The sequence below is a fragment of the Microvirga flavescens genome (assembly GCF_003290125.1).
GTDB classification, from domain to species: Bacteria; Pseudomonadota; Alphaproteobacteria; order Rhizobiales; family Beijerinckiaceae; genus Microvirga; species Microvirga flavescens.
Window position 1 is genome coordinate 480,653 of sequence record NZ_QMKH01000002.1, and the last position, 26,853, is coordinate 507,505.

Sequence of the window (26,853 nt, forward strand, 5' to 3'; positions counted from 1 at the left end):
CCGCTTCGGCCGCGCCACCACGGACACTTGATGCTCGCCTACATCCTGCGCCGTATCCTGCTCATGATCCCGACGCTGTTCGGGATCATGCTGATTTCGTTCACCATCGTGCAGTTCGCCCCCGGTGGCCCGGTGGAGCGGATCATCGCTCAATTGCAGGGGCAAAGCGCGAGCGCCACGTCGCGCATTTCCGGCGGCAGTGGGGATGTCTCCGGCGGCGGGCATGTCGGCGCGGAGGCATCGGCCTATCGCGGCGCGCAGGGGCTCGATCCGCAATTCATCAAGCAGCTCGAAGCTCAGTTCGGCTTCGACAAACCGGCGCCGGAGCGGTTTGCGAAAATGCTCTGGGATTATACTCGCTTCGACTTCGGCAAGAGCTATTTCCGCGATGCCTCCGTGCTGGAACTGATCCGGGAGAAGCTTCCGGTTTCGATCACCCTCGGGCTCTGGATGACGATTCTCTCCTACGCCATCTCGATCCCGCTCGGCATCCGCAAGGCCGTACATGACGGCTCGCCTTTCGATGTCTGGACCTCGGCTATCGTCATCATCGGTTACGCAATCCCAGGCTTCCTGTTCGCGATCCTTCTCATCGTGCTCTTTGCGGGCGGATCGTTCTGGCAAATCTTCCCGTTACGCGGGCTGACGTCGGAGAACTGGTCGCAACTTTCGCTCGGCGGCAAGGCGCTCGATTACATCTGGCACATCACGCTGCCCATCGTCGCGATGGCGCTCGGTGCGTTCGCGACCTCGACGCTTCTGACCAAGAACTCGTTCCTCGACGAGATCCGCAAGCAATACGTCCTGACTGCGCGCATGAAGGGCCTGTCGGAGAGACAGGTTCTCTACGGCCACGTTTTCCGCAATGCGATGTTGATCGTCATCGCCGGCTTTCCCGGCGCGTTCATTCACTCTTTCTTCGCAGGCGCGCTTCTCATCGAGACGATCTTTTCCCTCGATGGCCTTGGGTTTCTCTCCTTCGAGTCCATCGTCAACCGCGATTATCCGGTCGTTTTCGCGAACCTCTACATCTTCTCGCTGATCGGCCTCGTGGTGAACCTCATCTCCGATCTCACCTATACCTGGATCGATCCGCGCATCGATTTCGAGACGAGGGAGGCGTGAGATGAACGGGAACGACACACTCGCGCCATCCCTTGCACCGCCCCTGCCGCGCGAGGGCTTGTTACACCTTTCGCCGCTCAACCGGCGACGCTTGAAGAATTTCAAGGCGAACCGTCGCGGCTATTGGTCGTTCTGGCTGTTCGTCGTCATCTTCATCGTCACTCTGTTCGCCGAATTCATCGCCAACGACAGGCCGATCATGGCGTCCTACAAGGGCGAGTGGCTCTTTCCGGTTCTCGTCGATTACCCGGAAGAGAAGTTTGGCGGGTTTCTGGCGCAGACCGATTATCGCGACCCCGTCATCGCAAAGGAGATCACCGCGAACGGCTGGATGATCTGGCCGCCGATCCGCTATTCCTACAACACGCACAATCTCGACCTGCCTGTTCCCGCGCCCTCCCCGCCCACATGGATGCTCACGGAAGCGCAGTGCAAGCCGATGGCGGAGCGGCTCGGCGTCGATGGTTGCCGCGGCCTTGAATGGAACTGGCTCGGCACCGACGATCAGGGACGCGATGTCGTTGCGCGCCTCATCTACGGCTTTCGCATTTCCGTTCTCTTCGGCCTCATCCTCGCCGTCGTCTCGTCCGTGATCGGCATTTTCGCCGGAGCAATCCAGGGCTATTTCGGCGGCTGGACCGATCTTCTCTTTCAGCGCTTCATCGAGGTGTGGACCGCGATCCCCGCGCTTTATCTTCTCATCATCATTTCGGCCATCATCACACCAAGCTTCTTCGTTCTGCTCGGCATTCTGCTGCTCTTCTCGTGGGTCGCCCTCGTGGGCGTGGTGCGGGCCGAGTTCCTGCGCGCGCGCAATTTCGAATATGTGCGCGCCGCGCGCGCGCTTGGTTTGTCGAACGCCGCCATCATGTTCAAGCATCTCCTGCCGAATGCGATGGTCGCGACGCTGACCTTCCTGCCCTTCATCCTCAACGGCTCGATTTCGACCCTGACGTCGCTCGACTTTCTCGGCTTCGGCCTGCCGCCCGGCTCGCCCTCGCTCGGCGAGCTGCTGGCGCAGGGCAAGGCGAACCTGCAAGCTCCCTGGCTTGGTCTCACCGGCTTCTTCGTCATCGCCTTCATGCTGAGCCTCCTGATCTTCACGGGCGAAGCGGTGCGCGATGCTTTCGATCCGAGAAAGACGTTCCGATGATAGAGCCTCTTCTCTCCGTCAAAGACCTCTCCGTCGCCTTCCGGCAAGGCGAAAGGGACACGCTTGCGGTCAACCGCATTTCCTTCGATGTCATGCGCGGCGAGACGGTGGCGCTCGTCGGAGAATCCGGCTCCGGGAAATCCGTTTCCGCGCTCTCCATCCTGAAGCTGCTGCCCTACCCGTCCGCCCATCATCCTTCGGGACAGATCCTGTTCAATGGCGAGGACCTTCTCGCCAAGGATGAGAACGGGATGCGCGACGTGCGCGGCGACGACATCACGATGGTGTTTCAGGAGCCGATGACCTCGCTCAATCCGCTCCACACCATCGAGCGGCAGATCGGCGAGATCCTCACGCTGCATCGCGGCCTCTCTGACAGGCAGGCGCGCGTGCGCACGCTGGAGCTTTTGAACCTCGTCGGCCTGCGCGATGCGGAAAGCCGCCTCTCAGCCTACCCACACCAGCTCTCCGGCGGCCAGCGCCAGCGCGTGATGATCGCCATGGCGCTGGCGAACGAGCCCGATCTTCTAATCGCGGACGAACCGACGACCGCGCTCGACGTGACGGTGCAGGCGCAGATCCTCGCGCTGCTGGCAGACCTCAAGCAGCGGCTCGGCATGGCGATGCTCTTCATTACTCACGATCTCGGCATCGTGCGTAAAGTCGCGGACCGGGTTTGCGTGATGTCGAAGGGCGAGATCGTCGAACAGGGAACGGTTGCGGAGGTGTTCGGCAATCCGCAACATGCCTATACCAAAAAGCTCCTCGCCGCGGAGCCGAAAGGCCGCGCGAACCCTGTTCCGGCCGATGCACCGACGGTGGTCGAGGCCGGGCCCATCAAGGTGTGGTTTCCGATCAAGCGCGGCTTCTTCCGCCGCACTGTCGGGCATGTGAAGGCGGTCGACGGCGTTTCGATCCGCGTGCGCAAGGGCGAGACCGTCGGCGTCGTCGGCGAGTCGGGATCGGGCAAGACCACGCTTGGCCTCGCGATCATGCGGCTCGTTTCCGCGCAAGGCCCCATCGTCTTTCTCGGCAAGCCGCTCAATGGTCTCGGCTCGCGTGACTTGCGTCCGATCCGCAAAAACATGCAGGTCGTTTTTCAGGACCCTTACGGCTCGCTCTCGCCGCGCATGTCGGTGGCCGAGATCGTCGGCGAAGGATTGCTCGTACAGAACAAGAATCTGTCTTATACCGCGCAGCGCGAGATCGTCGCACGCGCGCTTGCCGATGTCGGCCTCGATCCGGCGACGATGGACCGCTATCCGCATGAATTCTCCGGCGGCCAGCGCCAGCGCATCGCCATTGCGCGCGCCATCGTGCTCGAGCCGCAATTCATCATGCTCGATGAGCCGACCTCCGCGCTCGACATGTCGGTGCAGGCGCAGATCGTCGATCTTCTTCGCGATCTCCAGAAGCGACGCGACCTCGCCTACATGTTCATCAGCCATGATCTCAAGGTCGTGCGCGCCCTCGCCAACCATGTGATCGTCATGCAGAACGGCAAAGTGGTCGAGGAAGGTGCGGCGGAAACGATCTTCACCGCTCCCCAGACCGATTACACCCGCGCCCTGTTCGCCGCCGCCTTCAACCTGGAAGCGACAGGCGCGAAAACCGTTCGTGACTAGGCGGATCGACCCATGCCAATAGCCCGTCACGCCCGCGACCCCGACAATCCTAGGGGGCAGCACCCCATCGCCGATATGATGCATCCCGGCTGGATATGATGTATCGCTCGCCTCAACGCTATTTTCGACTTCGAGATGGGGGCGGCCCTCCGGCTTCCGAATCACGCTCTAAAAGGATAAACGCATGTCCCGCGCTCTTGTGATCGTGCTCGATTCCGTCGGCATCGGTGGCGCCGAAGACGCCACCGTTTATGGCGATGCCGGCGCCGACACGATGGGTCACATCGCCGAAGCTTGCGCTGAAGGCCGTGGCAACCACGCCGGTCTGCGGCAAGGCCCCTTGAACCTCCCGCACATGACGGCTCTCGGCCTTGGCCTTGCCTGCGAGGCTTCCACCGGCCGCCTGCCGCCGAACCTCGCGCCGCAGGCCCCCCTGAAAGGCGCGTGGGGCTATGGCGTTGAGACATCCAACGGTAAGGACACGCCCTCCGGCCATTGGGAAATTACGGGCGTCCCCGTCACCTTCGACTGGGGTTATTTCCCCGACACGGTTCCCTCTTTTCCGGCTGAACTGACGAAGGCGCTGATCGAGAAGGCGAAGCTTCCCGGCATCCTTGCGGACAAGCACGCCTCCGGCACGGCCGTCATCGACGAATACGGTGCGGAACACATGCGGACGGGCAAGCCCATCTGCTACACCTCCGTCGACAGCGTTCTGCAGATCGCGGCGCATGAGGAAACGTTCGGCCTGCAAAAACTCTACGACCTCTGCAAGATCGCGCGCGAGCTTTGCGACCCTTACAATATCGGCCGCGTCATCGCCCGCCCCTTCGTCGGCTCGGCAGAGGAAGGCTTCAAGCGCACAGGCAACCGTAAGGACTTTGCGGTCTTTCCGCCCTCGGACACCATTCTCGACACGCTCGTGAAAGCCGGGCGCTCCGTCGTCACCGTCGGCAAGATTGGTGATATTTTCGCCCATCGCAGCACGGGTGAAGAGATCAAGCCGCACGGCAACGACGCCTGCCTTTCCGCCGCCATCGACGCCATGCGCAACCTGCCCGACGGCGGTTTCGTCTTCGCGAACCTTGTCGATTTCGACACCGAGTTCGGCCACCGCCGCGATATTCCCGGTTATGCCGCGGCTTTGGAGGCATTCGACAGGCGTGTTCCGGAAATCGAAGCCGCCTTACGCGCGGGCGACCTCGTCATCATCACCGCCGACCACGGCAACGACCCCTCCTGGAGGGGGACGGACCACACCCGCGAGCACACGCCGATCCTCGCCTTCGGACCCGGGGTCAAGACGGGCGAGATCGGGCGGCGCGAGAGCTTTGCCGATATCGGCGCAACGGTGCTCGCCCATCTGAAGGTCAGCGCCGCTGGCAAGGGCAAAGCCTGGCTTTAAATATGGCGGAGTTGCGCTCTCCGAGCACGCATGACGCCATTGACGGCGCCGTAACTTTGGATCAGTCTCCCTTGGATCGTCGGGAGGCTTTCCGAACGGTCGCTTTCGAGATCATCTGGAAAGTCTTCGCGTCAGGCGTGGAAGATCTTTCATGAACTCGGCCAATCGATCGACCCATATCCGGCTCACGTCCCACCCCGAACCCAACGCGGCGACCACTCGCTTTCCCGTGCACTGGGGCGCGGCAGATCCCAAGGACCGAGGTCCTGTCGTCGGGACGGTCACGAACCCTCACGATCGCAACGTGATCGGCGCGCATGGCGGCTCCTATTCGCTCTACCGCGCGCTCGCCATTTCCGCCCGCGCCATGAACCCGCTGGCGCGGCCCGATCTCCACAACACGCACCCCACGGCCGAGATCGGCCCGCATCCGCAATGGTCGGAAGAGGGCAAGATCGTCTCGCTCGACCCTTGGGGCCATATGGTCGGGCAGATCTACAAGGACGAGATCGCCGGCGGCATCGACATCCGCCCCACCATCGCCATCACCAAGGCCCGCCTCAACATGCCGGAGATCCTCTCCGCGATGGGCGCGAAGCGCCTGAAGGCGGATGGCGGCGTGCTGCACGAGAGCGGCGACATCTCCGTCACCAAGATCGCGGTCGATCCGGTGTGGTATCTCCCCGGTGTCGCGGCCCGCTTCGGATGCTCGGAGGGCGAGCTCCGCCGCACCCTGTTCGAGCAGACCGGCGGCATGTTCCCGGAGCTCGTCACCCGTCCGGACATGAGCGTGTTTCTGCCGCCCATCGGCAACATCACCGTCTACGTCATCGGCGAGGTGTCCAAGCTCGCCGAGCCGAAAACGCGGATCGCCTGCCGCGTGCATGACGAATGCAACGGCTCGGACGTGTTCGGCTCGGACATCTGCACCTGCCGCCCCTATCTCGTGCACGGCATCGAGGAATGCGTGCGCGAGGCGCAAGGCGGTGGTGTCGGCGTCATCGCTTACAACCGCAAGGAAGGCCGTGCGCTGGGCGAGGTCACCAAGTTCCTCGTCTACAACGCACGCAAGCGCCAGGAGGGCGGCGATTCCGCCGCCACCTATTTCGAGCGCACGGAATGCGTCGCCGGCGTTCAGGATGCACGCTTCCAGCAATTGATGCCGGACGTGCTCCACTGGCTCGGCATTCGCCGCATCGACCGGCTCATGTCCATGTCGAACATGAAGTACGACGCCATCACCGGCTCGGGTATCGAAGTGGTGGAGCGCGTGCCGATCCCGGAAGATCTTGTTCCGCCGGATGCACAGGTTGAAATCGAGGCCAAGAAAGCCGCGGGCTACTACACCCCCGAAGGCGCGCCGGATGCTTCCTCACTCGACAAGGTGAAAGGCCGCGATCTCGACCGCTTCTAGGGCAACGAAGCATTCTCGTAAGCCCATCGCTTGCAGAGAATGCTTCGGCTCTTAACCGTTTCATCAAACGTCGCAGGCGAGGCCGGTTGATGGGACGCAAGTTATGGTAAGCCTCTCCGACCAAGAGCATTGACAGAGCACCGGAGTCCTCCGTGAGCGACCAGCAGACCATGTCTTCAGAAGCGATGGCCGCGCGAAAGTTGCTGTCGGCGGCAGCCGTCCACGAGCGGTCCGAGCAGCTTTTCCAGCATGGCCTCGATGGCCGTCTGCGGCATTTCACGATCCATCCCGAGAAACTGGATGCCTGCGCGGACGAAGTGGTGAAGACCATCCGCTCCTCCTACCCCGCGCTCGACATCCCCTTCCATGCGCGCTGGAGACACATTACCGCCGGCGGCTATGATCGCTGGGGCGCAGTCATGGAAACTGCGCAATGGGACGACGCCGCCGCGATGGCCCGCGCGGCTTTCGACCTTGCGATCATCTCGGTTCTTCTCGATGCCGGCGCAGGCTCCATCTGGCGTTATGAGGAAGGGCGGACGGGTGAAACCTTCACCCGCTCCGAGGGGCTTGCCGTCGCAAGCTTCAACATGTTCGCGGGCGGTGCTTTCTCGAGCCACCCGGAGGACCCGTTCCGCGTCGATGAGGACGTGCTTCTCGCGCTGACGCCCGAGGAACTGGCGGAGGGCTTCCAGGTCGGCCCCGACAATCCCATCGTCGGCCATGACGGGCGCATTTCGCTTCTCAACCGGCTTGGCCGCGTCATCGCCACCAATCCCGACATATTCGGCCGCCATGACGATCCGCGCCCAGGCGGCCTGTTCGACGTCATTGCCGCGACGGCGGTGGACGGAGCCATCAAGGCCACGACGATTCTCGAAACGCTGCTCGCCCACCTCGGTGCGATCTGGCCGGGACGCATTTCCCTCGGCGGCATCAATCTCGGCGACACCTGGCGGCACCCTTTGTGCGAAGCGGGCGATGCAAGCAACGGCCTCGTGCCCTTCCACAAGCTGTCGCAATGGCTGTCCTACTCGCTCATCGAGCCGCTGCAATGGGCGGGCTACACCGTCATCGACATCGACGGATTGACGGGCCTGCCGGAATACCGCAACGGCGGCCTCTTCCTCGATTCGGGCGTCATCGCCCTGAAGGACCCGGCGGACGAGAAGCGCTCGCACACTGTCGACTCCACCCTCGTGGTGGAATGGCGCGCCCTCACCGTCGCCCTGCTCGACCGGATCGCCGACCCCATCCGCACGAAGCTGGGTTTAAGCAAATCCGCCTTCCCGCTCGCCAAGATCCTCGAAGGCGGAACCTGGGCGACAGGGCGCAGGCTGGCCCGGGAAAAGCGCGCCGACGGCTCGCCTCCGCTCACCATCATCAGCGACGGGACGGTGTTCTAGAAGCATGATCAGAAGTTAAAACCGGTTGTTCGCCCGGATCATGCGGCAACCAAAAGGACGAGAGGCTGACCGACCGATCAGCCTCTGAAAACAGATCCTGTGCCTCACAGCCGAAAGGGCCTTTCAATCGCTTGATTTCGCATGGTCTTTTTCGGAAAAGCAGATACCACTCCTCCGGGTCGTGCCTGGCATGATCCGACACAACCAATTTCTGAGGGAAAAAGCATGCAGGGCGTCACCGTCGTCGATCATCCGCTCGTCAAGCACAAACTGTCGCTGATGCGGGACAAGAGGCGGTCGACCAAGGGCTTCCGTCAGCTTCTCAACGAGATCGGAATGCTGCTCTGCTATGAGGTGACGCGTGACCTGCCGACGGAATCGGTCGAGATTGAAACGCCTCTCACGACGATGACAGGCACCCAGATCGCCGGCAAGAAGCTCGTTCTGGCTCCCATCCTGCGCGCCGGCGTCGGCTTTCTCGACGGCATGCTCACCCTCGTCCCGGCTGCGCGCGTGGCCCATATCGGCCTCTACCGCGACCCGGAGACCTTGCAGGCCGTGGAATACTACTTCAAGGCCCCGTCCGACCTCGCGGACCGCATGGTGCTGGTGCTCGACCCCATGCTGGCGACAGCGAACTCGGCGGTCGCGGCTATCGAGCGTCTGAAGGAGCGCGGCGCGAAGGACCTGCGTTTCGTCTGCCTGCTCGCCGCCCCCGAGGGTATCGAGAAGCTGCGCGGCGCGCATCCGGACGTGCATATCTGGACGGCCTCCGTCGATGAAAAGCTGAACGACCACGGCTACATCGTGCCCGGCCTCGGCGACGCGGGCGACCGGATGTACGGCACGCGCTGATCCGCATCGCCACAAAACGACAAACGCTTCACTCCGCGAGTTCAAAAATGCCCCATCCCCTGCTTGCCTCCTCCTCGGAAACCGCCCTCCCCATCTGGTTCGTGACCGAGGAGACATGGCCGCAGGCGGGAGGGGCATTGCCCCAACAGGCGCAGGCCTTCGCCAAGGCGCAAGGGTTCACCGGCAAGGCAGGCACGCATTGCCTCGTGCCGGACGGGAACGGAAACCTCGCCGGCGTCTTGTTCGGCCTCGACGGCGCGAAAACCAAGCGTCCCGATCCGTTCCTGCCCGGCAAGCTGGTGACGCTTCTGCCGGATGGCGTCTATCGCTTCGCGAGTGCGCCCCCGTCACCGGCGCTGGCGACCCTCGCCTGGCTTCTCGGCGGCTATTCCTTCAACCGCTATCGCGCCCGCCCGGCGAAGTCCGTTCGCCTCGTTCCGCCGGAGGGCGTGGATGCGCAGGAATTGGCGCGCATTGCCGAGGCTGTCGCTGCCAGCCGCGATCTCATCAGCACGCCGACTTCCGATCTCGGCCCCGACGGCATCGAGGCGGCTGCGCGCAAGATCGCGGAGAAGCACGGCGCGTCGTTCAAGAGCATCGTCGGTGACGATCTCCTCAAGCAGAACTTCCCGATGATCCATGCGGTGGGCCGCGCCTCGGCGATTGCGCCGCGCCTCATCGACTTCACCTGGGGCAAGGCGGGGCATCCGCTCGTCACCCTCGTCGGCAAGGGCGTCGCCTTCGACACCGGCGGGCTCGACATCAAGCCCGCAGCGTCCATGCTGATGATGAAGAAGGACATGGGCGGCGCGGCGGCGACGCTTGCGCTCGCGGACATGATCATGGGTGCGGGCCTCGCGGTACGCCTGCGCGTTCTGATCCCCGCCGTCGAGAATTCGATTTCCGCCAACGCGTTCCGCCCCGGCGACATTCTCAAGAGCCGCAAGGGTACCACCGTCGAGATCGGCAACACCGACGCGGAAGGACGCCTCATCCTGGCCGACGCGCTTGCGCTTGCCGATGAAGAGCAGCCAGACGTGATCGTCGATTTCGCGACATTGACGGGCGCCGCCCGCGTCGCACTCGGCCCCGAGCTTCCGGCGTTCTTCACGGAAGACGACGCCTTTGCGGGCGAGATCGGCAAGGCCGCCGAGAACGCGAACGACCCGGTCTGGCGCATGCCGCTCTGGTCCTCCTATCTCGCCCAGCTCGACTCGAAGATCGCCGACCTCAACAACACCGGCGGTCCGATGGGCGGCTCGATCACGGCGGCGCTTTTCCTGCGCCATTTCGTGAGCGCGGCGAAGGCTTACGTGCATTTCGACATCTTCGCCTGGAACAATGCCGCCAAGCCCGGCCGCCCGGAAGGGGCGGAAGTGCAGGCCGCGCGGGCGATGTACCAGCTCTTCAAGGACCGTTACGGCTCCTGAAGCAGGCCTTAAGCATAGTGGCAGGCCCGGCTTGCGCCGGGCGCCGACCTCAGAATAATACGGCACCGAAACGAATGGTGCTGCCATGCCTGTCGAATTGCGCGCTCTGCAATCCTTGCGGCTCTGGCACGATGTCAATCTCGACCTCGTGCACGAGGGAGCCGACTTGTCGGTGCGGCAGATCGCAATCCTGCTCACCATCTATCTCGAACCGCCCCCGCACACGGTGCGTGGCCTCGCCGCCAAGCTCAACGTCACGAAGCCCGTCATCACCCGCGCCCTCGACAGCATGGGTAAGCTTGACCTTGTGACGCGGCGGCGCGACACCCTCGATAAGCGCAACGTGATCATTCAGCGCACCGTCGCCGGTGCGTTGGCGGTTGAGCGCTTAGGCGATATCATCACTGCTCGCGCCAAGGAGTTGCCCTTATGACCTTCGATCGCCGCATCACGCCCTTCCGGCCCGATCTCGCCGACGAGAGCCTGCGCGGCAAGGTCGAGGCAGAGCGTTTTGCATGCGGAGCGCTCAAGCGCATCATGGCGCATTGCATTTCCCTCCACCGACAGCCCTCCCACGACGCGCCCATCGACACGCAGGCGATCTTCGGTGAAACGGTGCGCGTCTATGACGAGCATGACGGATGGGCATGGGTTCAGCTCCAGAACGACAGCTATGTGGGTTATGTTCCCAGCGCAGTGCTTGGCGCGGCTGATATCGAGCCGACCCACCGCGTCGGCGCAATCCGAACATTCGTCTATCCCGGCCCCAGCTTGAAGCTGCCTCTCAGCGGTCACCTGCCGCTCAACGCGCTGGTGAGTGTTGTGAAACAAGAGGGCGATTATGCGGAATTAGCGACCGGCGGTTTCGTCTTCGCGCCGCACATCGTCGGGCTCGATGCGAAGGAGCCGGACTTCGTGAGCGTCGCCGAACGCTTTCTCCACATTCCCTATCTCTGGGGCGGCAAGTCGAGCCTCGGGCTCGATTGCTCGGGCCTGGCGCAAACGGCACTACGAGCCGCCGGCATCGCCGCCCTGCGCGACAGCGACATGCAGGAGGAGCAGCTCGGAACGCCCGTTGAAATCCGCCCTGATCTCGGCGGTCTGAAGCGCGGCGATCTCGTGTTCTGGAAAGGTCATGTCGGCATGATGCAGGACGAAACCCGCCTGCTTCACGCGACGGGCTTCACCATGACGGTCTATTCGGAATCGCTGCGCGTCGCCGATCAACGCATTCTTTCCTGCGAAGGAAAGCTGATCACGTCGATCAAGCGCCTGCCGTCCCTCGGTGGGTGAGCGGGGAAGACTCCGCTTCACCCTTTCGCGCCGACACGCTCCAGAATAGCAGGCGCGCCCTTAACCGGCACATCGCCGATCTCGTAAGCACGACGCACCTGCACTGCCGCAGCTTCGGCAGCGGCTTCCGTCTGCGCGTGCACGATGGCGAGCGGACGCTGGCCATCGACGCGTTCGCCGACGGTAGCGAGATCCGTCAGGCCCACAGCGTGATCGATCGGATCCTGCGGGCGCGTTCTGCCACCACCAAGCGCTACGACGGCAACGCCCACATCGCGCGTGGCGATGCGCTGCACGATGCCTGCTTCCTGCGCGTGAATCTCGCGGATAATCGGCGCGGCTTTGAGATGCGCGGAGGGCTTCTCCAGAAGATCGCCCGGCCCGCCAAGCGCGACAACCATGCGCTGGAAAACCTCGGCGGCTTTGCCGGATGAAATCGCGTTCTCGATCTTCGCGCGCGCATCGTCGATGTTGCTTGCGAGTTTGCCGAGCACGAGCATTTCCGCGCACAGCTCCACGGTCACTTCGTGGAAGCGCTTCTCACGGCGGCGGCCTGTGAGATAATCGGCGGTGTAGGCGACTTCCACGGCATTGCCGGCGGCGGACGCAAGCGGCTCGTTCATGTCGGTCAGCAGCGCGCTTGTCGGAAGGCCCGCGCCGTTGGCGACGAGAACGAGACTCTCAGCGAGAGCGCGCGCGTCGGCGGGGTTGTCCATGAAGGCGCCAGAGCCGCATTTCACGTCCATCACCAGCCCCTGCAAGCCAGCGGCGAGCTTCTTCGAGAGAATGGACGCGGTGATGAGGTCGATGGATTCGACCGTGCCCGTCACGTCACGAATGGCGTAAAGCCGCTTGTCGGCGGGCGCGAGATCCGCCGTCTGGCCGATGATGGCGCAGCCGATCTCGCGCGTCACGCGCCTGAAGGTTTCGATATCCGGCTGCGACACGTAGCCCGGAATGGAATCGAGCTTGTCGAGCGTACCGCCCGTATGCCCGAGGCCGCGCCCTGAAATCATCGGCACATAGCCGCCGCAGGCCGCGACTGCGGGCGCGAGCGCAAGGCTCACCGTGTCGCCGACGCCGCCGGTCGAATGCTTGTCGAGCACCGGCCCTGGCAGATCCCACTTGAGCACTTCGCCCGAACGCATCATCGCCTGCGTGAGCGCCACGCGCTCTGGCACGGAAAGGCCACGGAAGAAAACCGCCATCGCGAAAGAAGCCGCTTGGCCTTCCGAGACGCGGCCTGTCGTGATGCCTTGCACGAATTCCTGAATCTGCTCGGCAGCGAGCACGCCGCCGTCACGCTTGTGACGGATAATTTCCTGCGGAAGCATGGTCATGTCAGTAAGTGCCTGCGGAAGTCGGGCCCTTGCGGCCCTCGATAGTGGCGATCAAGGCGTCGTAAACGCTACTTGCGCCGATGCGGAATGTCTTCGGGGTCGCCCAACCGGCGCCCATGATACGGTCGGCAAGCGCGAGATAAAGCGCGGCGTCATCAGACGTACGAATGCCGCCGGACGGCTTGAGGCCGACCGGACGGCCCGATGCCTTGATAACATTGAGCATGATCTCCGCCGCTTCCGGCGTTGCGGAAACAGGCGTCTTTCCGGTCGAGGTCTTGATGAAATCGGCACCGGCTTCAATGGAGAGGTGGCTCGCGGTTTCGATCAACGCAGGATCGACGAGCTTGCCCGTTTCCAGAATGACCTTGAGCAGACGTCCCTGATCAACGATGTCGCGGATGGCGGACACCATGTCGGATGCAGTCGCGAGATCACCACGCCGCACGGCCTCGTAGGGCAAAACGAGATCGATCTCGTTCGCGCCGTCGCTCAGCGCCTCCTTCGTGTCTTCCATCACCCGCTCGACATCTTCGCCGCCGGCGGGAAAGTTCACCACCGTCGCGATACGCACGGGCGAACCCCGCAGCACATCCCGCGCGCGAGTCACGAATTGCGGCCACACGCAGACGGCGGCAACAGGGCCACGCGGATCGCGCGCCTTCTGACACAGCACGTCGATGGCGTGATCCGTGCAGTTGTCCGTGAGATCTGTCAGATCGAGACAGCGCAGCGCGCGCTGGGCGGTTTCCACATCAGCCATGAGAGAGCTCCACGACAAATGCGCGAATGAGGCGCTTGAACTTTTCCGAAGCTTCCGCCGCCGTGTCCTTGGTTTCCTGATGCGAGGGCGAAGCGCCCTCGATGCCCGCCGCGAGATTCGTGACGAGGGAAATTGCCATCACGCGCAGGCCGAAGTAACGCCCGAGAATAACCTCGGGAACTGTCGACATGCCGACGAGATCACCGCCGAGAATTTGCACCATCTTGATCTCGGCAGGCGTCTCGAAGCTCGGCCCGGAGAGCCAGGCATAGACACCTTCCGGCAGATCGATGCTGCTGCGCTCTGCGGCCTTCTTCAATGTGCGGCGCAGGCCTTCGTCATACGCGCCGGTGAGCGAGACGAAGCGCCCTTCCGTATGATCGCGCAAAAGCGGATTGCCGCCGGAGAAATTGAGGTGATCGTTGATCGCCACAAGGCTGCCGGGGCGAATGTTCGCGCGCACGGAGCCAGCCGCATTCGTCGCAACGAGAACCGGAATGCCGAGTTCCTTCACGAGCGAAATGGGAAGGCGCATCGCACCCGCATCGCCGGTTTCATAATAATGCGCGCGGCCCTGAAACAGGAGAACGCGCCGCCCTTCGAGACGTCCAGCAACAAGACGGCCCGCATGGCCCGACACACCGCTCTTCGGAAAATGCGGAATGTCCGCATAAGCGAGGCTGACTGCGTCCTCGAGTTCATCGACGAGCGTGCCGAGCCCGGTGCCGAGCACGAACGCGGCGTCGAAATGGCCATCGAACCCGCGGGCGCGAACGAAGGCGGCCGTTTCCTGAACATTCTGTTCCATCGAAATCTCTTAACTTCTAAAGGCTGAGGTTGTCCGGCCCGAACGAGTACGGCAGCAATTCGCCGAGCGTGAAGCTCTTGCGAATGCCCTCGGGGCCCGCGACGTGAATGGGTGTATCGGGAAAAGCAAATTCACGAATGCGCTGGCGGCAACCGCCACACGGCGTGACGAGATGCTCGCCATCGCCCATCACGACAATGGCTGCAATGCGATCTGCGCCACCCGCGATCATTGCCGAAATCGCACCCGCCTCGGCGCAGGAGCCTACCGGGTAGGCCGCGTTCTCCACATTGCACCCAACGAAGACGCGACCATCTGACGTCAGGATTGCCGCGCCCACCTTGAAGCGGGAATACGGCACATAGGCGTTGGCCTGAATGGCCCGTGCGGCTTCGAAAAGCTTGTCGAGCGTGGACATGGCTCAGCGCTCCTTCACATAAGGTGAGCCCGAGGCACGCGGCGGGATCGCCTTTCCGATCACGCCCGCGAGCAGGATAACGGTGAGGAGATAGGGCAGAGCCTGGATCGCTTGAACCGGCACCTCGCCGATACCGGGCAGAGAGACGCCCTGAAGGCGAATGGCAACCGCATCGAGCACGCCGAACAGGAAGCAGGTGAACAGTGCAGGCCAGGCGCGCCACTTGGCGAAGATGAGCGCGGCAAGCGCGATGAAGCCCTTGCCCGCCGTCATGTTTGGCAGGAAGCCCGCAGACTGACCGACGGACAGATACGTTCCTGCCAGACCGCAAAGCACGCCGCAGATGATGACGGCGGCATAACGCAGGCCCGTTACGGAAATGCCCGCCGTGTCCACCGCCGCCGGGTTCTCACCGACCGCGCGCAGACGCAGGCCAAAGCGGGTCTTGCCGAGCACGAACCATGTGACCGGGACGGCGAGCAGTGTCAGGAAAACAGGAGCGGAATGGCCGAGGAAGATTTCGTCGAAACGCGCAGCGCCTTCGAGCGGCGGCGTGCGGCCACCCTGCCCGTACCACGCATTACCGACGATCGCGGTAAGACCGACCGCCAGCATGTTGATGGCGACGCCGGAGACAATCTGGTTGCCGCGTTGGCTAATGGAAGCGAAGCCGTGAATGAGCGCGAAGGCAACGGCTGCACCAGTCCCGGCGAGAAGGCCCACCCACGCCGAACCGGATGCGTGCGCTGCGGCGGCGGCGGCGAAGGCCGCCACGAGCATCTTGCCTTCAAGTCCGATATCGACGACGCCGGAGCGCTCGGACCAGAGGCCGGCAAGGCACGCCGCGAGAAGTGGGATCGACAGCCGCAGGGAGGAGTCGAAAAGGCCTCCGAAAACACTGACGTCCATGTTCAAGCCCTCGCCTGTCTCATCGCCGGCGTCAGCACGCGCGCCACGATCCGACGGAACAGCCCTTCCAGCGCACCCGCGAAAAGAATGATGATGCCGCCGATAACAACCACCATGTCGCGCGTGATCGCAGGGCGTTCAAAGGAAAGCTCAGCACCACCCTGATAGAGAATGCCGAACAGGAGCGACGCGAGGATGATGCCGAGCGGGTGCGCGCGCCCCATGAGCGCGACCGCGATGCCGACGAAGCCGTAACCGGACGTGAATTCGAGCAGCAGGCGATGCTGGTAGCCCATCAGCTCGTTCACCGCGAGGCCGCCCGCCAGCGCGCCGGAGAGAACCATCGCAATCACGATGATGCGCGCGGGCGAGATGCCCGCATAGACCGCCGCCGTCGGATTCGAGCCCACCGTGCGGATGGCGTAGCCGAGGCGCGAACGGTAGATCAGAAGCCAGATCGCATAAGCTGCCGCCAGCGCGAGGAAGAACGTGAGATTGAGCTGCGACGGCGCGACCTCGATGCCGAATACAGCAAGGATTTCATGCACGAACGGAATCTGCGACTGCTCCGGAAACGCGCGCGTCTCCGGGTTCATGTTCGTCGGCTCGCGCAACACGTTGACGAGAAGATAGACGATGAGCACGCTCGCGAGCCAGTTGAACATGATCGTCGTGATCACGATGTGGCTGCCGCGCTTGGCCTGCAGATAGCCGGGGATCGCGCCCCACAAGGCCCCGAACGCCGCCGCGCCTAGAATGCCGAGCGGGATCAGGAGAAAGCCCGGCAGGAAGCTGAAATTGAGCAGCACCAGCGCCGTGCCGAGGCCAGCGAGCGTCGCCTGTCCTTCCGCGCCGATGTTGAACAGGCCCGCATGATAAGCCACCGCGACAGCAAGCCCGGTGAAGATGAAATTCGTCGCGTAGAACAGCGTGAAGCCGAGCCCCTCGCCCGTGCCGAGGCTGCCCTGCAGAAGAAGACGCGTCGCCGTCAGCGGGCTCTCGCCGATACCGACGACGACAAGTCCCGCCACGAGAAAGGCGGCGACGACGGAAACCGCAGGCACGAGGGCCGTATCGGCCCATTTGGGAAGATCGATAGGAGCGCTCACGATTGGCTATCCGGCAAAAACATGTGACCCTGCTCATCGAGCGGGAAGAAAGGATTCCAGGCGACTTCCCACACATGCCCATCGGGATCTGCGAAGTAGCCTGAATAGCCGCCCCAGAACGCATCCTGCAGCGGCTTGAGTTCACGCGCGCCGGCCTTCAGCGCCAATGCGAAAACCTCATCGGCCTCCGCCTTCGAGCGCGCGTTGTAGGCAAGCGTGATGGCGGCGAACCCTGTCGGGCGATCCTCCACATGCGCGTCGTTGGCAAGGTCGGATCTGCCGAACAGGGCAAGCGCGAGGCCGTTCGCCTGAAAGAAGGTGACGCTGGGTTGGCTGGCGCTAGAGGCTTTCCATCCCCAGGCCTCGTAGAAGGCTGTCGCCCGGGCGACATCCGCAACGCCCAGGGTGACGAGTGTCAGTCGTGGTTGCATCAGGCTGCGCGCTCCGTCACACCGGCCATGAGAAGGCCGAGATCCTGTTCATCCGTTTCATGCGCCTTGCGCTCGCCGGTGATCTGGCCGCCGCACATGGTCAGAATGCGGTCCGAGAGATTCATGATCTCTTCAAGCTCGACCGAGACGAGGAGAATGCCGACACCGGCATCGCGCAAAGCGATGAGGCGACGATGAATGAACTCGATCGCACCGATATCCACGCCGCGCGTCGGCTGGCCGACGAGAAGAACCTTGGGGTTACGCTCGATCTCGCGCGCAAGAACGATCTTCTGCTGATTGCCACCGGAGAATTTTGACGATTTCAACCGCGGCGCAGGCGGGCGCACATCGTAAGCTTCCATCTTCGCGGAAAGATCCGCGATCATGCGGCCATGATCGAGCAACGGCCCAGGGCCGAGGCGCGGATCGTCGGTGAAACCAAGCACGGCGCTCTCGAAGGCGGGGAAGGCCGGAACGAGGCCCATGCGCAGTCGATCTTCCGGCACATGGAGCACGCCGAGCTTGCGCATCGCGTGAGGGTTATGCTCCTCGAAGCGAATGTCGCGACCCTCGAAGCGGATCTTGCCGAGCACTTGCTGACGCATGCCGGCAAGCGTTTCCAGCAATTCGCTTTGGCCGTTGCCAGCCACGCCCGCGATGCCGACGATCTCGCCCGCATGGACGGTGAGAGAAGCGTTCGCGACACGCAGCACGCCGCGGTTGTCGATGACAGACAGCCCTTCGACCTCGAGCAGCGGCGCGCCCGGTTCGCGTGCGGATTTTTCGACGTGCAGCAGAACGCGACGACCCACCATCTGCTCCGCCAGCTCGGGAGGCGATGTGTCCTTCGTTTCCAAGCTCGCGACCATCTCGCCACGGCGCATGACGGAAACGCGGTCGGTCACAGCCATGATCTCACGCAGCTTGTGCGTGATGAGAATGATCGTCTTGCCCTGGGCCTTCAGCGCGCGCAGCAGCTCGAAGAGCGCATCAGCCTCCGCCGGCGTCAGCACCGCCGTCGGCTCATCCAGAATGAGAATATCAGCGCCGCGATAAAGGGCTTTCAGAATTTCGACGCGCTGCTGCAAGCCGACAGAGAGTTCGCCGACGGTGGCGTCGAGATCGATCTCGAGGCCATAATCCTGTGCGAGGCGCGCAAGCTCGGCGCGCACTTTCGCTTCGCCGGCGCGCAGCGTGAAGCCGCCTTCCGCGCCAAGCATGACGTTTTCGACGACACTCAGCGGCTCGACCAGCATGAAGTGCTGATGCACCATGCCGATGCCCGCGGAAATCGCATCGTTGGGCGTTGCGATGGAAATGGGTTTTCCGTTGACGCGAATTTCACCGGAATCGGCCTCGTAGAAGCCATAGAGAATCGACATGAGCGTCGACTTGCCCGCGCCGTTCTCACCGACGATGCCGTGAATCGTCCCGCGCTCGACGGTGAGGTTCACGTCCTTGTTGGCGTGAACGGCTCCGAAGCGCTTGTTGACGGCTTTCAGTTCAATGGCGGGAAACATCGAGAACACTCACCACGTCATCCCCGGCGCGCAGCTCGCCTGCCGGTGAATGGAAATGGATTGGGCGACCGCCTCCAAGGAGCGGCCGCCCCTGAACTCTGTCCTGCCGCGCCTGAGGCACGGCAGGCAGCATGACAGCCTGATGCTTATTGCACCGGGCACTTCGAGTCGGACATGTAGTCATGCACCTTGATGGTGCCCGACTTGATGCCTTCGGCAGCCTTGTCGGCGGCGGCCTTCATCTCGGTGGTGATGAGCGACTTGTTGTTGTCGTCGAGCGCCCAGGCCACGCCGTCTTCCTTGAGGCCGAGGACAGAAACGCCCGGCTTGAAGGTGCCCTTCTTCGCCTGATCGAAGGCGTTGTAGGTCGCGACGTCGACGCGCTTCACCATCGAGGTGAGCATCTTGCCCGGGTGCAGGCCGTTCTGGTTCGAATCGACGCCGATGCCGAGCTTGCCTTCCTTGGCCGCCGTACCGAGAACGCCGACGCCGGTTCCGCCAGCCGCGTGGTAGATCACGTCGGCACCGCGGTCGATCTGGCTCTTGGCGAGTTCACCGCCCTTGACGGGGTCGTTCCAAGCCGCGCCGGTGGTGCCGGTCATGTTCTGGAACACTTCGGCGTTGGCCTTGGCGTACTTGGCGCCCTGGACGTAGCCGCAGGCAAACTTGCGGATCAGCGGAATATCCATGCCGCCGACGAAGCCGACCTTGCCGGTCTTGGAGGCCTGAACCGCGAGAAGGCCGACGAGGAAGGAGCCTTCATGCTCCTTGAACACGACGGACTGCACGTTGGGCTTTTCGACGACCGCGTCGATGATGGCGAACTTGGTCTTCGGGAACTCTTCCGCAACCTTCTTCAGCGCCGTTTCCTGGCTGAAACCGACCGCCACGATGGGCGAGAAGCCGTCACGGGCGAAGCGGCGCAGGGCCTGCTCGCGCTGGGCGTCGTTCTGCGGCTCGAAATCGCGATAATCGGTGCCGGTGTCCTTCTTGAACTTTTCAGCACCCGTATGCACGCCCTCATTGAAGGACTTGTCGAACTTGCCGCCGAGATCATAGACGATCGCCGGCTTGAAAGCCTCCTGCGCGAAAGCCGCCGTTGCGGAAAAAGCCACGCCCGCAAGCGCAAGCCCAAGTTTCTTGATTTTCATCAGCACTATTCCCCTGTTTGTTCCCGGTGTTACCCGGTTGCCGAAGAACGATGGCACGGGAAGGGCCATGCGCCAAGCGCCCTGTCAAGCAAACGTGCTACTTGCTCCCAAGAATGGTTGATCGGGACCTATCCAAACCTACGGTCTATCCGGCAAAGCGGAATTCGGTTCTCAATAAAGATCGCCGCGCGCCCTGAACCAGCCCAGTCCACCCTTCGACTGTCATATTCAACGGGGCGGGATCTTGGTCTAAGCTCCGGCCATGTCCTTGTCCGAGCAAGAAGTCGACCGTTATGCCCGCCACCTCGTCCTGCAGGACGTCGGGGGGCCGGGTCAGGCCAAATTGAAGGCTGCGCGGGTCCTCGTCATCGGTGCCGGGGGCCTTGGTGCGCCGGTGCTGCAATATCTCGCTGCGGCAGGCGTCGGCACGCTCGGGATCGTGGACGACGACATGGTTTCACTGTCGAACCTGCAGCGGCAGGTGATTCATGGCACGCCGGATATCGGGCACCTGAAGGCAGAGAGCGCCGCGCAGGCCATTGCGAGATTGAATCCGCATGTCCAGGTGGCAGAGCACGCCCTGCGGCTGACCCCGGAGAATGCTCAGGACCTTATCAGCGCCTACGATCTCGTGGCCGACGGGTCGGATAATTTCGAGACGCGCTATGCCGTTTCGGACGCCTGCTTCCATACCCGCCGCCCCCTGGTGACGGCGGCGCTCGGCCAGTTCGACGGCTCGATCACGACCATCCGCGCCCACGAGCCGGGCCCGGACGGCAAGCCGAATCCCACCTATCGCTGCCTTTTCCCCTCCCCGCCCCCGCCCGGCACGGTCCCCACCTGTGCCGAGGCCGGGGTGCTGGGTGCGCTCGCTGGCGTCATGGGAAGCCTGATGGCGATGGAGGTGATCCGCGAAATCGTCGGCTTCGGCGAAAGCCTCGTCGGGCGCCTGCTCATGGTGGATGCCCGGTCGATGCGGTTCGAAACCGTGCGTTACGGCTGGGATCCGGGGAATCCGTTGAATGGGGTCAATTCAGCCTCGTCCCGGGCGAAGCGCAGCGAAGAGCCGGATTCGTCTGGGAAGCTGCCACCCCATGAATGAGGCTTTCTATGTCTACATTCTGGCGACCCGTAAGGACGGGCCGATTTACATCGGCATCACCGGCAACCTCCACCGGCGGATTTTCGAGCACAAGACACACGCCATTCGCGGTTTCACGGCACGGTACAATGTGGATCGTCTGGTCTACTTCGAAACCTTCGACACGCCCGATGCTGCAATAGCGAGAGAAAAACAGCTTAAGAAATGGCACCGCGCCTGGAAGATTGCGTTGATTGAGCGCGAGAACCCTGAATGGCGCGACTTGGCCGAGGAGTTCATTCCATAAAGAAAAGAAGCCCGTCATCCCGGACGCGGCAAAGCCGCGATCCGGGATCGTATGACACGTTGGGCGTTTTTTTCTAAGAGCGATCCCGGATCTCGCTTCGCTCGTCCGGGATGACGATCTCGTCAACCGCGCAGCGTCGCGCCGGTCTTCTTCGTGACTTCCGCGACGATCTTCTGCGAAACCGCTTCGATCTCCACGTCGGTCAGCGTCTTTTCCGTCGGCTGGAGGGTGACCGCAATCGCAACGGACTTCTTGTCCGGGTCGATGCCGGTGCCCTCGTAGACGTCGAAGACTTCGACGCTGGTGACGAGTTGGCGTTCGGCTCCCTGCACGGCCTTCACGATATCGGCCGCGGCAACCTCACGCGCGACGACGAACGCGAAGTCGCGGGAAAGAGGCTGGAAGTCGGAAAGCACGAGCTTCGGCTTCATCTTCGTGGGCTTGGCCTTCGGCGGCGGCAGCGCATCCAGCGTGATCTCGAAGGCGACAAGAGGCCCCTTGAGATCGAGCGCCTTCAGCACCTTCGGATGCACTTCACCGAAAGCGCCGACGATGTTCTTCGGGCCGAATTGCAGCGTCGCCGAACGTCCCGGATGGAACCATGCCGGTCCGCCAGGCACGACCTGCAGGCCGCCGGTCGGAATGCCGAGCGTGGCGAGGAGCGAGAGCGCATCCTCCTTCGCGTCGAACGCATCAACGGCCACGGCACCGCCGCGCCAATGACGGCCGACACCCTCGGCGCGCGCCGTGCCGCGACGAACGCCGCTCGCCTTGATGGTTTGGCCTTCCGGCTCGTCGGAGGCAAAGCACTGGCCGACCTCGAAGAGGGCGACATCGCCATAGCCGCGATCAGCATTGCGCTGCGCGGCCTTGAGCAGCCCCGGCAGCAGGCTCGGGCGCATGTCGGAGAGATCCGCCGCGATGGGGTTGGCAAGCGCGAGCTTCGCATCGCCGCCGCCGAACAGCACCGCCTCGTCCTTCGCGATGAAGGACCAGGTGACCGCCTCGACAAGTCCGCGCGCTGCAAGCGTGCGCTTGGCAAGGCGCGTGCGCTTCTGGATGAGCGTGAGGATGGGCTTTGCCACCGCCGCCTGAAGGCGCGGCAGCGGCTCCGGCTTGATGCGGTCGACATCCGCGATGCGGATGACTTCCTCCACCAGATCCGCCTTACCCTCGACATCGGGACGCCAGGACGGCGGCGTGACCTTCACCTTCTCGCCTGCGCCTTCGATCTTGAAGCCGAGTTTTTCGAGAATGGTCTTCGATTCAGCCTGCGACACATCGAGGCCGGAAAGGCGGCGCGTCTCGGACCACGGGAATTCGATCACGCGGGTATGATCCGGCACCGTTCCGGACACCACGACCTCGGATGCCTCGCCGCCGCACAGATCGATGACCAGCTGCGTTGCGAGTTCGAGGCCCGGCACCGTGAAGGCCGGATCGACACCGCGCTCGAAACGATAACGCGCATCGGTGATGATACCGAGCTTGCGGCCCGACTGAGCGATGTTCAGCGGGTCCCACAAGGCGGACTCGATCAGCACGTCCGTCGTCGTGTCATCACAGCCCGAGTGCTCACCGCCCATGATGCCGGCGATGGATTCGACGCCCTTGTCGTCGGCAATCACAACGTTGCCCGCATCGAGCCTGTAAGTGCGCCCATCAAGCGCGACGATTTCCTCGCCGCTCTTCGCGCGGCGCACCACGAGATTGCCCGAAACCTTCTTCGCGTCGAAGACATGGAGCGGACGGCCGCGGTCGAAGGTCATGTAGTTGGTGATGTCGACAAGCGCGTTGATCGGACGAAGCCCGATGGAAGCCAGGCGACGCTGCAGCCATTCCGGCGACGGGCCGTTCTTGACGCCGCGCACAAGCCGCAGCGCGAAAGCTGGACACAGCTTTTCGTCCTCGCCGGAAAATTCGCGCTTCACCGAAACGGGGCAAGCGCCCTTGCCCGCAACAGGCTTCACCGCGCCGTTCTTCAACGTGCCGAGCCCGGCCGCCGCGAGATCGCGCGCGATGCCGTAGATCGACGTGCAGTCGGGACGGTTCGGCGTCAGGTTGATCTCGATCACCGGATCATCGAGTCCCGCATAAGCCGCATAAGGCTGGCCGACCGGTGCGTCGGCGGGCAGGTCGAGAATGCCGTCGTGATCGTTGGAGAGATCGAGCTCCGCACCCGAGCACAACATGCCACGGCTCTCGACGCCGCGAATGGTGCCGACGCTGAGCGTGATGTTCTTGCCCGGAACATACGTGCCGGGAGGAGCGAAAACGCTCTTCATGCCCGTGCGCGCGTTCGGCGCGCCGCAGACAACCTGCACCGGCGCACCCTCGCCGGTATCGACCATGCACACGCGCAGGCGATCGGCATTCGGGTGCTGCTCGGCGGAGATCACATAGGCGACCTTGTAAGGAGCAAGCGCCTTCGCCTTGTCCTCCACGCCTTCGACCTCAAGGCCGATCCGCGTGAGCGTTTCCACGATCTCATCGAAAGACGCCGTGGTGTCGAGATGGTCTTTCAACCAGGAAAGAGAGAATTTCATGATCGCTTTCCTTTACGAGCTCAAACCGCCGACAAGCGAGGGAATATCCAGCGGGCGGAAGCCGTAATGGTTCAGCCAGCGCACATCGGCCTCGAAGAAGGGGCGAAGGTCGGGCATGCCGTATTTCAGCATGGCGATACGGTCGATGCCCATGCCCCAGGCGAAGCCCTGGACCTTGTCGGGATCGAGACCGCAATTGCGCAGCACGTTCGGGTGCACCATGCCGCAGCCGAGAATTTCGAGCCAATCGGTGCCCTCGCCGAAGCGGATCTCGCCGCCCTTGCGGGAGCACTGAATGTCGACCTCGGCGGAAGGCTCGGTGAAGGGAAAGAAGGACGGGCGGAAGCGCATCTTCACCTGATCGACTTCGAAGAACGCCTTGCAGAATTCCTCCAGCACCCACTTCATGTGCGCGATGTTGGCGGTCTCGTCGATGACGAGGCCCTCCACCTGGTGGAACATCGGCGTGTGAGTCTGGTCGGAATCGTGACGATACGTGCGGCCCGGAATGACCACGCGGATCGGCGGCTTCTGGGACTGCATGGTTCGGATCTGCACCGGCGAAGTGTGCGTGCGCAGAACCTTGCGCTCGCCCTTCTCGTCGGGAGCGAGGAAGAACGTGTCGTGCATCTCGCGGGCAGGGTGACCGACGGGGAAGTTCAGGGCCGTGAAGTTGAGATAATCCGTCTCGATATCCGGCCCTTCCGCCACATGGAAACCCATGTCGGCGAAGATCGCCGTGATTTCGTCGATGACCTGGCTGATCGGGTGGATGCGCCCGCGCGTCTCAGGCCCCTCCTGCACCGGCAGGGTCACGTCCACGCGCTCGGCGGCAAGGCGCGCCGAAAGGGCGGTGTCGGCCAGGGCCTCCTTCTTCTCACCAATCGCGGTCTGCACCTTGTCGCGCAGGCCGTTGATGAGCGGTCCCTTTTCCTTGCGCTCCTCCGGCGACATGGCGCCGAGGGTCTTGAGGAGTTCGGAGACGGAGCCCTTCTTGCCGAGCGCAGCGACGCGCAAGGCTTCGAGCGCCGGCTCATCCGAGGCGGCGTCAACCTGCTTCAGCAAGTCATTTTCGAGTTGGTTGAGGTCTGTCATCGGTCCCGTGCCAGAATGCGTGCGCTTGAGTGAGACGCGGCGCGGGAACCGTCAAGCCTTCCGAGCCGCAAAAAGTCAAACGACAGCGTATCGACGCTGCCGGTGCGAATGGTCTCGGAGGCTAAAGGCACAATCCGGACAGGGGATCATGCCGTATCAAGATGGAGCCGGCACGACGGGAGGAACCCCGTCGTGCCGAAGCCAGGTTATCCTTAGGCAGCCTGCGCGGGCAGGGAAGCCTTGGCGCGCTCCACATAAGCGGCGAAAGCAGCCGGCTCGTGGATGGCCATTTCGGACAGAACCTTGCGATCGATCTCGATCCCAGCCTTGCCGAGACCGTCGATAAATCGGGAATAGGTCAGGCCGTGCAGGCGGACAGCAGCGTTGAGGCGCTGGATCCAGAGAGCGCGGAAAACGCGCTTCTTGTTCTTACGGTCGCGATAAGCATATTGCATGCTCTTCTCGACCGCCTGCTTGGCGATGCGGATGGTGTTCTTGCGGCGGCCGTAAAAGCCCTTGGCGGCCTTAAAAACCTTCTTGTGCTTGGCGTGGGCGGTAACGCCCCGTTTGACGCGCGACATGGAAAAACTCCTTCAAAATCCGGGATGTGGGAAGAACGCCTTAGCCGTTGGGCAGGAAGAACTTCTTCACGTTGTACGCGTCGCTCTCGAACATGGTGTTCGTGCCGCGCAGGTTGCGGATCTGCTTTTTGGTCCGCTTGATCATCCCGTGGCGCTTGCCGGACTGGGCGTAAACGACCTTACCGGTGCCAGTGATCTTGAAGCGCTTTTTGGCGCCCGACTTCGTCTTCAGCTTGGGCATTTTGCTCTCCTTAAGGCGGGCTTTCCTAGGGCCTAAGCCTTTGAAAACCCTGATATTGCTGCATGAGCAAAACAAACCGCCACGGCAGCCCTGACAGCCGGGCGGTTCGGTTGGAAGGCCGGCTTATGGCAGAAGCCGCCCCAAAAAGCAATGGCCGCCTCCAGCGGGGCGGCCATCGAAAAACCGTTGAAACGCGACCCTTAGCGGGGCGCGAGAACCATGACGACCTGGCGGCCCTCGAAATTCGGCTCCATCTCGACCTTGGCAATCTCACCGACGTCCGCCTTGACGCGCTCGAGAACCTTGAGGCCCAGATCCTGGTGCGCCATTTCACGACCGCGGAAGCGCAAGGTGATCTTGACCTTGTTGCCTTCCTCGAAGAAGCCCTTCATGGCCTTCATCTTCACGCCGTAGTCGTGATCGTCGATGCCCGGACGCAGCTTGATTTCCTTGACCTCGACGGTCTTCTGCTTCTTGCGCGCCTCGGCGGCCTTCTTCTGCTCCAGAAAGCGAAACTTGCCGTAATCGAGAATCTTGCAGACGGGCGGCGTTGCATTCGGGGAGATCTCAACGAGATCAAGCCCAGCGTCCTCTGCAATACGGAGGGCGTCAAAGAACGCCATCACGCCACGGTTCTGGCCGGTATCGTCGATCAGCTGCACTTCGCGAACACCGCGAATGTCTCGGTTGGCGCGCGGCCCCTCTTTCTGGGGGACCGGCAAAGCTCTCATTGGTCTGCGAATGGCTCGTATCTCCTGTTGTGGCTCGGGTCATGGCTGCGGAAGCCGTGAGCTTCCCGATGCGCCGTCACCGATGCCGTGAGTAAAGTGACATTTCGCGCAAA

26 protein-coding genes are annotated in these 26,853 nt (G+C 63.0%); 12 read left to right on the forward strand and 14 right to left on the reverse strand.

What is annotated here, in order from left to right:
• Positions 1-30 precede the first annotated feature (30 nt).
• The 10 genes from DQW91_RS07095 (at position 31) to DQW91_RS07140 (ending at position 11,706) form a co-directional block, all read left to right on the forward strand.
• Positions 31-1,125: a microcin C ABC transporter permease YejB gene (locus tag DQW91_RS07095; protein ID WP_112662866.1), complete on the forward strand. Its 1,095-nt coding sequence runs from the start codon at positions 31-33 to the stop codon at positions 1,123-1,125.
• Position 1,126: 1 nt separating this feature from the next.
• On the forward strand, positions 1,127-2,278 hold the full coding sequence (locus DQW91_RS07100; RefSeq protein ID WP_112662867.1) for an ABC transporter permease: 1,152 nt from the start codon (positions 1,127-1,129) through the stop codon (positions 2,276-2,278).
• Complete coding sequence (locus DQW91_RS07105) at positions 2,275-3,903, forward strand: ABC transporter ATP-binding protein (protein ID WP_112662868.1); 1,629 nt, start codon at positions 2,275-2,277, stop codon at positions 3,901-3,903. Before DQW91_RS07100 ends, DQW91_RS07105 begins: the two co-directional genes overlap by 4 nt.
• Before the next feature lie 184 nt (positions 3,904-4,087).
• Positions 4,088-5,308, forward strand: a complete 1,221-nt coding sequence (locus tag DQW91_RS07110; RefSeq protein WP_112662869.1) for a phosphopentomutase — start codon at positions 4,088-4,090, stop codon at positions 5,306-5,308.
• A gap of 151 nt (positions 5,309-5,459) precedes the next feature.
• The gene (locus DQW91_RS07115; protein WP_112662870.1) at positions 5,460-6,722 is read left to right on the forward strand and encodes a GTP cyclohydrolase II; all 1,263 of its coding nucleotides are present in this window, start codon (positions 5,460-5,462) and stop codon (positions 6,720-6,722) included.
• 170 nt (positions 6,723-6,892) lie between these two features.
• Positions 6,893-8,128, forward strand: a complete 1,236-nt coding sequence (locus tag DQW91_RS07120; RefSeq protein ID WP_112662961.1) for a URC4/urg3 family protein — start codon at positions 6,893-6,895, stop codon at positions 8,126-8,128.
• A 225-nt stretch (positions 8,129-8,353) separates the two neighbouring features.
• On the forward strand, positions 8,354-8,983 hold the full coding sequence (upp, locus tag DQW91_RS07125) for a uracil phosphoribosyltransferase (RefSeq protein WP_112662871.1): 630 nt from the start codon (positions 8,354-8,356) through the stop codon (positions 8,981-8,983).
• 47 nt (positions 8,984-9,030) lie between these two features.
• The gene (locus DQW91_RS07130) at positions 9,031-10,413 is read left to right on the forward strand and encodes a leucyl aminopeptidase family protein (protein WP_112662872.1); all 1,383 of its coding nucleotides are present in this window, start codon (positions 9,031-9,033) and stop codon (positions 10,411-10,413) included.
• Positions 10,414-10,498: 85 nt separating this feature from the next.
• Positions 10,499-10,846 (forward strand): MarR family transcriptional regulator, encoded by a 348-nt coding sequence (locus tag DQW91_RS07135; RefSeq protein ID WP_112662873.1) that lies wholly within the window; start codon positions 10,499-10,501, stop codon positions 10,844-10,846.
• Complete coding sequence (locus DQW91_RS07140; protein ID WP_112662874.1) at positions 10,843-11,706, forward strand: C40 family peptidase; 864 nt, start codon at positions 10,843-10,845, stop codon at positions 11,704-11,706. Before DQW91_RS07135 ends, DQW91_RS07140 begins: the two co-directional genes overlap by 4 nt.
• Before the next feature lie 17 nt (positions 11,707-11,723).
• Here DQW91_RS07140 and deoA read toward each other — a convergent pair whose 3' ends face one another.
• From deoA to DQW91_RS07185, 9 genes are all read right to left on the reverse strand, one after another.
• Positions 11,724-13,046 (reverse strand): thymidine phosphorylase, encoded by a 1,323-nt coding sequence (deoA, locus tag DQW91_RS07145; RefSeq protein ID WP_112662875.1) that lies wholly within the window; start codon positions 13,044-13,046, stop codon positions 11,724-11,726.
• Position 13,047: 1 nt separating this feature from the next.
• On the reverse strand, positions 13,048-13,809 hold the full coding sequence (gene deoC / locus DQW91_RS07150; RefSeq protein WP_112662876.1) for a deoxyribose-phosphate aldolase: 762 nt from the start codon (positions 13,807-13,809) through the stop codon (positions 13,048-13,050).
• The gene (locus DQW91_RS07155; protein WP_112662877.1) at positions 13,802-14,617 is read right to left on the reverse strand and encodes a purine-nucleoside phosphorylase; all 816 of its coding nucleotides are present in this window, start codon (positions 14,615-14,617) and stop codon (positions 13,802-13,804) included. The genes deoC and DQW91_RS07155 overlap by 8 nt, the downstream gene beginning before the upstream one ends.
• A 16-nt stretch (positions 14,618-14,633) precedes the next feature.
• Positions 14,634-15,035, reverse strand: coding sequence for a cytidine deaminase (locus DQW91_RS07160; protein ID WP_112662878.1), 402 nt, complete (start codon positions 15,033-15,035; stop codon positions 14,634-14,636).
• Between the two features lie 3 nt (positions 15,036-15,038).
• Positions 15,039-15,944 carry an ABC transporter permease gene (locus DQW91_RS07165; protein WP_112662879.1) on the reverse strand — a complete coding sequence of 302 codons (906 nt, stop codon included), beginning with the start codon at positions 15,942-15,944 and terminating at the stop codon, positions 15,039-15,041.
• 2 nt (positions 15,945-15,946) lie between these two features.
• Positions 15,947-17,053, reverse strand: coding sequence for an ABC transporter permease (locus DQW91_RS07170; protein ID WP_112662880.1), 1,107 nt, complete (start codon positions 17,051-17,053; stop codon positions 15,947-15,949).
• Positions 17,050-17,484: a VOC family protein gene (locus tag DQW91_RS07175; RefSeq protein ID WP_112662881.1), complete on the reverse strand. Its 435-nt coding sequence runs from the start codon at positions 17,482-17,484 to the stop codon at positions 17,050-17,052. The genes DQW91_RS07170 and DQW91_RS07175 overlap by 4 nt, the downstream gene beginning before the upstream one ends.
• Positions 17,484-19,007 carry an ABC transporter ATP-binding protein gene (locus tag DQW91_RS07180; RefSeq protein ID WP_112662882.1) on the reverse strand — a complete coding sequence of 508 codons (1,524 nt, stop codon included), beginning with the start codon at positions 19,005-19,007 and terminating at the stop codon, positions 17,484-17,486. Before DQW91_RS07180 ends, DQW91_RS07175 begins: the two co-directional genes overlap by 1 nt.
• Positions 19,008-19,153: 146 nt before the next feature.
• On the reverse strand, positions 19,154-20,152 hold the full coding sequence (locus tag DQW91_RS07185) for a BMP family lipoprotein (RefSeq protein ID WP_198411813.1): 999 nt from the start codon (positions 20,150-20,152) through the stop codon (positions 19,154-19,156).
• A gap of 268 nt (positions 20,153-20,420) precedes the next feature.
• Between DQW91_RS07185 and DQW91_RS07190 the strand changes: the two genes are divergently transcribed.
• Positions 20,421-21,260: a HesA/MoeB/ThiF family protein gene (locus tag DQW91_RS07190; RefSeq protein WP_112662884.1), complete on the forward strand. Its 840-nt coding sequence runs from the start codon at positions 20,421-20,423 to the stop codon at positions 21,258-21,260.
• The gene (locus DQW91_RS07195) at positions 21,253-21,546 is read left to right on the forward strand and encodes a GIY-YIG nuclease family protein (protein WP_112662885.1); all 294 of its coding nucleotides are present in this window, start codon (positions 21,253-21,255) and stop codon (positions 21,544-21,546) included. Before DQW91_RS07190 ends, DQW91_RS07195 begins: the two co-directional genes overlap by 8 nt.
• A gap of 122 nt (positions 21,547-21,668) precedes the next feature.
• Here the strand turns inward: DQW91_RS07195 and pheT are convergent, their stop codons facing one another.
• The 5 genes from pheT to infC all read right to left on the reverse strand — a co-directional run bounded on the left by pheT (position 21,669) and on the right by infC (position 26,731).
• Positions 21,669-24,092 carry a phenylalanine--tRNA ligase subunit beta gene (gene pheT / locus DQW91_RS07200; RefSeq protein WP_112662886.1) on the reverse strand — a complete coding sequence of 808 codons (2,424 nt, stop codon included), beginning with the start codon at positions 24,090-24,092 and terminating at the stop codon, positions 21,669-21,671.
• Between the two features lie 12 nt (positions 24,093-24,104).
• Positions 24,105-25,187: a phenylalanine--tRNA ligase subunit alpha gene (gene pheS, locus DQW91_RS07205; RefSeq protein ID WP_112662887.1), complete on the reverse strand. Its 1,083-nt coding sequence runs from the start codon at positions 25,185-25,187 to the stop codon at positions 24,105-24,107.
• A 212-nt stretch (positions 25,188-25,399) separates the two neighbouring features.
• Positions 25,400-25,768, reverse strand: a complete 369-nt coding sequence (rplT, locus tag DQW91_RS07210; protein ID WP_112662888.1) for a 50S ribosomal protein L20 — start codon at positions 25,766-25,768, stop codon at positions 25,400-25,402.
• A 40-nt stretch (positions 25,769-25,808) separates the two neighbouring features.
• Positions 25,809-26,009, reverse strand: a complete 201-nt coding sequence (rpmI, locus tag DQW91_RS07215; RefSeq protein WP_112662889.1) for a 50S ribosomal protein L35 — start codon at positions 26,007-26,009, stop codon at positions 25,809-25,811.
• A gap of 200 nt (positions 26,010-26,209) precedes the next feature.
• Positions 26,210-26,731, reverse strand: coding sequence for a translation initiation factor IF-3 (gene infC, locus DQW91_RS07220; RefSeq protein ID WP_425373380.1), 522 nt, complete (start codon positions 26,729-26,731; stop codon positions 26,210-26,212).
• Positions 26,732-26,853 lie beyond the last annotated feature (122 nt).

Excerpts from the sequence above, each read along its gene's own strand:
- DQW91_RS07095 (WP_112662866.1), top strand. The coding sequence starts at position 31 with ATGCTCGCCTACATCCTGCGCCGTATCCTGCTCATGATCCCGACGCTG.
- DQW91_RS07100 (WP_112662867.1), top strand. The coding sequence starts at position 1,127 with ATGAACGGGAACGACACACTCGCGCCATCCCTTGCACCGCCCCTGCCG.
- DQW91_RS07105 (WP_112662868.1), top strand. The coding sequence starts at position 2,275 with ATGATAGAGCCTCTTCTCTCCGTCAAAGACCTCTCCGTCGCCTTCCGG.
- DQW91_RS07110 (WP_112662869.1), top strand. The coding sequence starts at position 4,088 with ATGTCCCGCGCTCTTGTGATCGTGCTCGATTCCGTCGGCATCGGTGGC.
- DQW91_RS07115 (WP_112662870.1), top strand. The coding sequence starts at position 5,460 with ATGAACTCGGCCAATCGATCGACCCATATCCGGCTCACGTCCCACCCC.
- DQW91_RS07120 (WP_112662961.1), top strand. The coding sequence starts at position 6,893 with ATGTCTTCAGAAGCGATGGCCGCGCGAAAGTTGCTGTCGGCGGCAGCC.
- upp (WP_112662871.1), top strand. The coding sequence starts at position 8,354 with ATGCAGGGCGTCACCGTCGTCGATCATCCGCTCGTCAAGCACAAACTG.
- DQW91_RS07130 (WP_112662872.1), top strand. The coding sequence starts at position 9,031 with ATGCCCCATCCCCTGCTTGCCTCCTCCTCGGAAACCGCCCTCCCCATC.
- DQW91_RS07135 (WP_112662873.1), top strand. The coding sequence starts at position 10,499 with ATGCCTGTCGAATTGCGCGCTCTGCAATCCTTGCGGCTCTGGCACGAT.
- DQW91_RS07140 (WP_112662874.1), top strand. The coding sequence starts at position 10,843 with ATGACCTTCGATCGCCGCATCACGCCCTTCCGGCCCGATCTCGCCGAC.
- deoA (WP_112662875.1), bottom strand. The coding sequence starts at position 13,046 with ATGACCATGCTTCCGCAGGAAATTATCCGTCACAAGCGTGACGGCGGC.
- deoC (WP_112662876.1), bottom strand. The coding sequence starts at position 13,809 with ATGGCTGATGTGGAAACCGCCCAGCGCGCGCTGCGCTGTCTCGATCTG.
- DQW91_RS07155 (WP_112662877.1), bottom strand. The coding sequence starts at position 14,617 with ATGGAACAGAATGTTCAGGAAACGGCCGCCTTCGTTCGCGCCCGCGGG.
- DQW91_RS07160 (WP_112662878.1), bottom strand. The coding sequence starts at position 15,035 with ATGTCCACGCTCGACAAGCTTTTCGAAGCCGCACGGGCCATTCAGGCC.
- DQW91_RS07165 (WP_112662879.1), bottom strand. The coding sequence starts at position 15,944 with ATGGACGTCAGTGTTTTCGGAGGCCTTTTCGACTCCTCCCTGCGGCTG.
- DQW91_RS07175 (WP_112662881.1), bottom strand. The coding sequence starts at position 17,484 with ATGCAACCACGACTGACACTCGTCACCCTGGGCGTTGCGGATGTCGCC.
- DQW91_RS07180 (WP_112662882.1), bottom strand. The coding sequence starts at position 19,007 with ATGTTTCCCGCCATTGAACTGAAAGCCGTCAACAAGCGCTTCGGAGCC.
- DQW91_RS07190 (WP_112662884.1), top strand. The coding sequence starts at position 20,421 with ATGTCCTTGTCCGAGCAAGAAGTCGACCGTTATGCCCGCCACCTCGTC.
- DQW91_RS07195 (WP_112662885.1), top strand. The coding sequence starts at position 21,253 with ATGAATGAGGCTTTCTATGTCTACATTCTGGCGACCCGTAAGGACGGG.
- pheT (WP_112662886.1), bottom strand. The coding sequence starts at position 24,092 with ATGAAATTCTCTCTTTCCTGGTTGAAAGACCATCTCGACACCACGGCG.
- pheS (WP_112662887.1), bottom strand. The coding sequence starts at position 25,187 with ATGACAGACCTCAACCAACTCGAAAATGACTTGCTGAAGCAGGTTGAC.
- rplT (WP_112662888.1), bottom strand. The coding sequence starts at position 25,768 with ATGTCGCGCGTCAAACGGGGCGTTACCGCCCACGCCAAGCACAAGAAG.
- rpmI (WP_112662889.1), bottom strand. The coding sequence starts at position 26,009 with ATGCCCAAGCTGAAGACGAAGTCGGGCGCCAAAAAGCGCTTCAAGATC.